A 6868-nucleotide genomic window follows, 5' to 3' on the forward strand; every position below is an offset into this window, starting at 1 on the left:
CCGGCTTTTTTGATGATCAGCTAAACAAAGAGCTGTCTTAGCATTTTTGAAAAATCTTCCTTTTTGTCGTACATTGAATAGTAAGAATAGGGGGGGATTGTATGGATGTATTGATGTATTTATTTCTTGCAGCATTGTTGATCCCGGTAAATCTTTTTATCATAAAATGGCACAGAAGCGGAAAGTTCCCGCTCTGGGCTTCGGGCGTATTATTGGCTGTTTTCGGCATTGGCCTTGGCTATGCTGCCCGTTTCATCCTGGTTGATATTGGCTCTACCGGCCAAGGAGGCGCCATAATGGCGGTGTTCATAGGTCTCGTTGTACTGGCCAATGGCGCGATCCATTTCGTGATAGGGCTTGTATTGGCTATTGTAAAACTAGTTGCCAATAAGCGGCGTGCGCGAGCATAAGAAACCCCAAACTACGCAGATTCTGAGCGTGGCTTGGGGTTTTGATTTATACATATCCTATTAAAAGAATTTCACATTGGATCTTTACAGCAGTTTGATTTCAACTATTGATCTCATCAAGTTCCACTTTCATCCATCCGCGGACGCTGTTGATGAACCAGATGGCGTCGAATGTGCCGAGCTCGTCTTTTTTCAGCACTTTCGTTTCGATGCGCCCTTCTTCAAGGAGCTGTTTGCGGTAGGTGCCGCCGAGCAGGCCGCTTGAGACGGGCGGCGTGTAGAAACGGCCGTCTTTTTCTGCGACCAGGTTGCCGATGGTAAACTCGGTCAATTCCTCGCGGTCATTCCATAACAGTACGGAAAAAGCGTCCGGTGCGTGCTGTTGGTGCTGTTCATAGATGCCGCGGTTGGTCGTTTTGTGATAGAGAAATGCATTTCGGTTGTCGACCGGCGATTTGGCGAGTGCGCAGTGGATCGGCTGCTCGACCGGGGCTGCCGGCTGTGCAGTCAGCTCCATCCTGCCGCTGCGCTCAAGCGTCAAGCGGACTTTGAAAAGGCCTGTCGCATGCTGTGAGGCAAGTGATTCCAATTGTTTCACCACAGCCTCTTCATCCCATGCAAAACGGAAATATGCCGCGCTTTTTTTCAGCCTCGCGAGGTGAAACGCGACCAGCGGATAGTTTCCGTCTTCCAGCTTGAGCGATTCGAGCAAGGCGAATTCCGGGCGCTGGTCTGTCAGCACGCGGGCTTTCGTCAATAACTCCTCGTACTCGCCTTCGGATGTCGAATCCCAGGTGATGCCGCCGCCCACGCCGTAACGCGCAGCCGATTTGTCCTGATCGATGACGACGGTACGGATCGGCACGTTGAAGACGGCGTTTTTTTCAGGCGTGATATAGCCGATTGCGCCGCAGTAGACTTCCCGCGGCGTCTGTTCGAGTTCGGCGATGTAGCGCATCGTGCTGACTTTCGGCGCGCCAGTGATTGAGCCGCACGGAAACAATGCCTGGAACCAGTCGAATACGCTGAGCCCTTCCGGCAGTTCAGCTTCTACTGTTGACGTGAGCTGATGGACAGTCGGGTATTTTTCCGCTTCAAACAGCTTCGGCACTTGCACCGTTCCCCGCTTGGCGAGTCGGCTCATATCGTTTCGCAATAGATCGACGATCATCAAGTTCTCGGCGCGTTCTTTTTCCGATTCGAGCAGCACATCCAAAATGGCCTCATCTTCCCAGCTCGTCCTGCCGCGCGGTGCGGTGCCTTTCATCGGCTTCGTGCGGATACGCGGGCCGTCGATGCGGAAGAATAATTCGGGCGATGCCGACAAAATCTGATGGCGCCCGATATCTAAGTAAGCGCTGTAATCTGCTTGCTGGTTGCGTGCAAGCTGCTGGTAAAATGCTTTTGCGTCCCCTTTGAATCCAGCGGTGAGGCGTTCCGTGTAATTCACTTGATAAGTATCGCCTTCTTCGATCGCCTGGCGGATTTTCTGGATGCCGTCCTTGTACTCAGCCACGGAGCCTTCGAGCGTCCAGGCCGACACTTCATAATTTCCATCGCCTGAAGGTGTTGGCGCTTGTGGTTCGCTATAGATGCCAAACCAGACGAGCGGCATTTCAGCATCTTTGTGCACAGCCATTTCCGGATGGAAAGCAGGCGCCGCTTCGTAGGAGACATAGCCCGCCGCGTAATAGCCTTGTGACGTGTAACGGTCGACTTGTTCAAAAATGGCCGCCACGTCCTTAAGCGACTTCGCTTCAAGTACTGCATGCGGCTCGGAAAAGGCGATCGTCTCCGGTGTTCCGTCGTCTTTCGCAAAATCAAACTGCAGATAAGGGGCCATCATGTGCGCCTCCTTTCTTTTCACGATTCCATAATTGGGCGTTCTGATAGGCGGTCACAAGCATTTGAAACCCATCCTTCGTCAAAATTGATTCGGGATGGAATTGGATGCCCTCGACCGGCAATTCTTTGTGGCGCACGCCCATGATGCTGCCATCCTCTGCTGTTGCCGTCACTTCGAGAATGCCTGGAAGCGTATCGATTTCTGCCACGAGCGAATGATAACGCACGACTGGCGTCGGTGAACTCAACCCCGCAAAAACTCCCTGCCCGCTGTGTACAACTTCCGATACTTTGCCGTGGACAGGCTGTGCGCCTTTACGGACTTTGCCTCCGTAAAACTCGACAATGCTCTGGTGGCCAAGGCACACGCCGAGTATTGGCACAGTTCCGCTGAGCTGTTCGAGCGCTTTTGTCCCGACGCCTAGCTGCAAAGGCTTGCCCGGCCCTGGCGACAGCACAATCAGCTCCGGCGATAAGGCTTCGATATCTTGCAGCGCGGCCCGGTCATTCTGGAAGACCTCCACACGCGCACCGAGCCGTTCGAAGTAATGGACCAGATTATATGTAAATGAATCATAATGATCGATGATGACAATCACGGGAAAAACTCCTCTTCAAATGAAATGTTGCGTAGTTTCATTATAAAGGGAGTGAGGCGATTAAGCATAGCTTATGCAATAGCATGCAAACAGAAGAATGTCCGAATTAAGTTTACTTAACGGAACACTGACTATAAATAGCCTCATCCGTAAAGCATAACGCTAGTTTATCCAGATTCGCCACTTTAGATAATTAAATCTGCCAGCATGCCCACCGTAACATGTTGACCCTCATTTTCCAAATAAAGGATGCATACTAAAAACCCGGATCGCCAGGCGTCCGGGTTTTGTCTATTTAATCGATCTGGCGCAATGCGGCAGCGAGCCGTGCCGCGAAATTCTCCGGCGGTTCCTCTGCAATCAGTCGCAGACACACAATATTCGGGTTCGAGTCGATGCTTTGCTCAAATTCTGTCGGCAAGGCAATCGGGTATTGCTGCAATGCTTGCGTAAATAACGTCACTTCTTCAGGGAGCAGGTAGATGTCTGCTTCATTCATGGCAGAGCCATCGGATTTCAGGTTTCGAAACGATATATCGTGTTCCAGCGTGCAATCAAAACTTTTATCATGCAATTGAATGGTTACGGTGCGGTTTTTCTTGATCAGGCATTCCATGTCCGTGGTATCGGTTTCTGCCTCAAGCAAGTTACCGACCTGTTGTGCCAGGTCCATGATAGTGTGTTCGATTTTCATATCGTTCCCCTTTCTTAAAGCAAATTACGCCGAAAAGAAAACGCCGAAAAAAACCCCAAGCAAGGGCTTTTTTCGGCGTTGGTTCCAGCGCTATAGTCTGTTCCATTTTACCAAATTAGAGTTGTATGTTTTTGAGCAGTGATAATTAATGCCTGATCGGAAATACTATGGCTTCCCGTTCGTGAATAGTATAAGATAAATCGTCCAAAAAGGGAAACTATAGGCCTACACTTACTTATACAAAATCAATCTTCTTCATCTTCCTCATCATCTTCATTGTCTTCAGAGTCGCCTTGTTCTTCACCTGGCATGACGTCTGTTTCTTGTTCCATTTCCGGCTCGTCTTCCCCGCCGCCGCAAGCAGCCAGCATTCCCGCAGACAGCATTGCCGCTGCGCCGACTTTCAACCATTTCTGTTGTGCCATAGACTTTCCTCCTCTGTTTCGATTCCTTATTAGCTCTATACCCGCTTGTCAAAAGGAGAAACTACAGGAGACTTTCAAAAGTTGGCGGCTAAGGGCACGCCTTTATGATAGCTGTATTTCGTCAACACACTTTCCGCGAACGCATCACAGCGCATACGGTCACCCGCAGACGGCATCTGTTCGACTTTGAGCGTTGCGGCTAAGACGGTTGTCGCATGCAGCATATCCCGGAACAGATCCACCGCGCCGCAATACGTCGCAAAGCAGCTGTCGCCTGTGCCGAATACGCCTGTGATGGGCGTCTTATCCAGCTGTTCCATCGCTTCGTACAGGCCATGGAGCTGCTTCGGGATTTCGCCGTTCATCCACGTATATGTACCAACCACAACTATATCGTAACGGCATAGTTCGACGAGATCGAATTCCTTCACGCGAAAAACATCCGGTTGAGCCCCTTGACGAACTAGCGCATCCGTAACCATTTGGGCGAGGCTTTCCGTGTGCCCCGTCGCAGAAGCATAGACAATTGCAATGGTCGGTTTATAATTCGTCAAAGCCGTTCGACTCCGACACTTTCGTATAGGCGCGCGATTTCTGTTCGAAGAAATCCGACTTTGTGCTGTTCATCATGTCATCGCCGAAGACGCGGATCCACGGCATCGGATTGTCGCGCGTTTCGTAGAGGTTGCCGAGGCCGAGTTGGCGCAGCCGCTTGTTTGCCAAGTACTCGACATATTCGTTGAACTCATCCAAATCCAGGCCGTCAATCTCCCCGAGGATATGCTGTGCCCATTCTTTTTCGAGTTCCACAGCGTGCGCCACTTCATCGCGGATCCAGTCGTTCATCTCATCTGTCGCAAGTTCCGGGTTTTCCGCAATCAGGATGCGGATAAACTGGGAAACGAAATAGGCATGCTGCATTTCATCGCGCTGGATGTAGCTGATCATCGTGCTGGTCTTGAGCATTTTCTGCTGGCGCGCGAGGTGGTAGAAAAACGCAAAGCCGGCATAGAAATAAATGCCTTCCAAATTAATCGAATTGACCGCCAGCTTCAATAAGTTTTTCAAATCAGGCTCGGTGCGGAACGCTTCGTACGCAGACAAGATCCGTGCGTTGCGCTTTCTGACGAGCGGGTCGTTCTTCGCTTCATCAAAGCGCCGGTTCTGTTCATCGAGCGGCACCAGCGAGCTGAGTACGTAGGAATACGACTCGGTATGGACCGCTTCCTGCTGGGCGATGACGGCAAAAATCGACTTGAAGCTTGAATCGCTGACATAGTCCATTACTTGGGTCATCGTCGGAGTCTGCAGGCTGTCGAGAGACGCAAGCTGCGTGTTGATGCGCAAAAAGACATCTTTTTCGGTATCCGATAGCGAGTCCCAATTTTTAATATCATCCTGCATATTGATTTCCTGCGCTTTCCAGAAGTTCGCGAGCAGCGCTTGGTACAATTCATACATATGCGGATGGGCGATGTCATTCCAATTGAGCAAACCGGAGCTCGCCCCGCCGACAATAGCGGTCGAGCGGTTCGGTGCATCCGGATCCATCAATGGCTGTTTCGTTAAAGTTTGCATGTTCCTCATCCTTCCTTAACTTTCACATGCCTCGCATGCTTCGATTTCTTCCTGCGACGTGCTGCGCACATAATAGCTCGTCTTCAATCCACAATCCCACGCTTCGAGATGCAATTCGAGCAACTCCTTGGCGCGGATCGTGTGCGGCACATACAAATTAAAGCTGATCGACTGGTCGATATGGCGCTGTCTCGCGGCATTTTGGCGGATGCTCCATTTTTGGTCCAGCACGTGGCGTGCGCGGCGGTAATAATCGTATGTGTGGTGGTTAAGGTCCGGTGCCGTTACATTAAAGCGGAAATTCTTTTTCTCTTCTGCGTATTCGACGGCATACAAAGGATCGATGCCGTCTGTCGAACCGCCGATTTTCGCAGTCGACGAGTTAGGCGCGACAGCCATCATCCAGCCATTGCGGACGCCGGATGTTGCGACTTTACGGCGTAATGCGTCCCAGCGTTCGCTGTTGTAGCCACGGCGCTCGAAATACTCACCAGTGTGCCATTCAGAACCTGTGAATTCACTGAATGCGCCTTTTTCTTCTGCCAGTCCCGCTGATGCGCGGATGGCGTGCCAAGCGATTTCTTCATACAATGTATCGGCATAATCGACGGCTTGTTGCGTTTCCCAATGAATGCCCCGAAGCGCGAGCAAGTGGTGCCATCCGAATGAACCCATTCCAACGGCGCGATATTTTAGGTTCGTCACTTCCGCCTGGCCGACCGAAATGGTATTCAAATCGATGACATTATCAAGCATGCGCAATTGAATCGGGATGAGACGGGACAAGACGTCCGCCTGCACCGCTCTTGGCAAATTGATGGACGATAAATTGCAGACGACGAAATCGCCCGGTTTTTTCACAGTGACGAGATTCCCTTCTTCGTCTTTGTATTCTTTGATGATTTCAGTCGGCGACATGTTCTGTGCGATTTCACTGCACAGATTGCTGCAGTAGATAGATGTTTTGCCGATGCCGCGCAAGTGCTTGTTCGGGTTTTGGCGGTTCACTTCGTCGCGGTAGAACATATACGGCGTGCCGGTCTCAAGCTGCGACACCATGATGCGCGCCATAACATCCATCGCACGGAACGATTTTCTGGCCAATAAAGGATGGTTGACCGCTTCCTCGTATTTTTCCGTGAAGTATTTACGGTCCGTTTCATCGTAGAAATCTTCCAGGCCAAGCGGATTGCCCTGGTCGTCTTTCCACCCCATCACTTGCTTCACTTCGTGCGGGCAGAACGTATGCCATTCGCCGATGCTGCGGCCATTTTCATCCGTTTCCTGCAATTTTTGCATAAACAAATCCGGAATCGA

Annotated in this window: 8 protein-coding genes; 1 reads left to right on the top strand and 7 read right to left on the bottom strand. The window is 50.9% G+C overall.

Annotation, left to right across the window (positions count from 1 at the left end; translation table 11 throughout):
• The first annotated feature begins 101 nt into the window (after nucleotides 1-101).
• On the top strand, nucleotides 102-410 hold the full coding sequence (locus ON064_RS16310) for an inner-membrane translocator (protein ID WP_274625593.1): 309 nt from the start codon (nucleotides 102-104) through the stop codon (nucleotides 408-410).
• A gap of 100 nt (nucleotides 411-510) precedes the next feature.
• Here the strand turns inward: ON064_RS16310 and pabB are convergent, their stop codons facing one another.
• The 7 genes from pabB to ON064_RS16345 form a co-directional block, all read right to left on the bottom strand.
• Nucleotides 511-2256 (bottom strand): aminodeoxychorismate synthase component I, encoded by a 1746-nt coding sequence (gene pabB, locus ON064_RS16315; RefSeq protein WP_274625594.1) that lies wholly within the window; start codon nucleotides 2254-2256, stop codon nucleotides 511-513.
• Nucleotides 2231-2854, bottom strand: a complete 624-nt coding sequence (locus tag ON064_RS16320) for an anthranilate synthase component II (RefSeq protein ID WP_274625595.1) — start codon at nucleotides 2852-2854, stop codon at nucleotides 2231-2233. The genes pabB and ON064_RS16320 overlap by 26 nt, the downstream gene beginning before the upstream one ends.
• Before the next feature lie 295 nt (nucleotides 2855-3149).
• Nucleotides 3150-3548, bottom strand: a complete 399-nt coding sequence (locus ON064_RS16325) for a DUF1259 domain-containing protein (protein WP_121299190.1) — start codon at nucleotides 3546-3548, stop codon at nucleotides 3150-3152.
• Between the two features lie 245 nt (nucleotides 3549-3793).
• Entirely contained in the window at nucleotides 3794-3973 is a 180-nt protein-coding gene (locus tag ON064_RS16330; RefSeq protein ID WP_274625596.1) for a hypothetical protein, read from the bottom strand.
• 74 nt (nucleotides 3974-4047) lie between these two features.
• Nucleotides 4048-4527, bottom strand: a complete 480-nt coding sequence (locus tag ON064_RS16335) for a flavodoxin domain-containing protein (RefSeq protein ID WP_274625597.1) — start codon at nucleotides 4525-4527, stop codon at nucleotides 4048-4050.
• Nucleotides 4514-5560: a ribonucleotide-diphosphate reductase subunit beta gene (locus ON064_RS16340; RefSeq protein ID WP_274625598.1), complete on the bottom strand. Its 1047-nt coding sequence runs from the start codon at nucleotides 5558-5560 to the stop codon at nucleotides 4514-4516. Before ON064_RS16340 ends, ON064_RS16335 begins: the two co-directional genes overlap by 14 nt.
• Before the next feature lie 6 nt (nucleotides 5561-5566).
• On the bottom strand, nucleotides 5567-6868 hold a 1302-nt coding region (locus ON064_RS16345), incomplete at its 5' end, for a ribonucleoside-diphosphate reductase subunit alpha (protein ID WP_483879763.1).

Origin of the sequence: Planococcus sp. A6 (genome assembly GCF_028823615.1) — a bacterium.
Lineage (GTDB): Bacteria > Bacillota > Bacilli > Bacillales_A > Planococcaceae > Planococcus.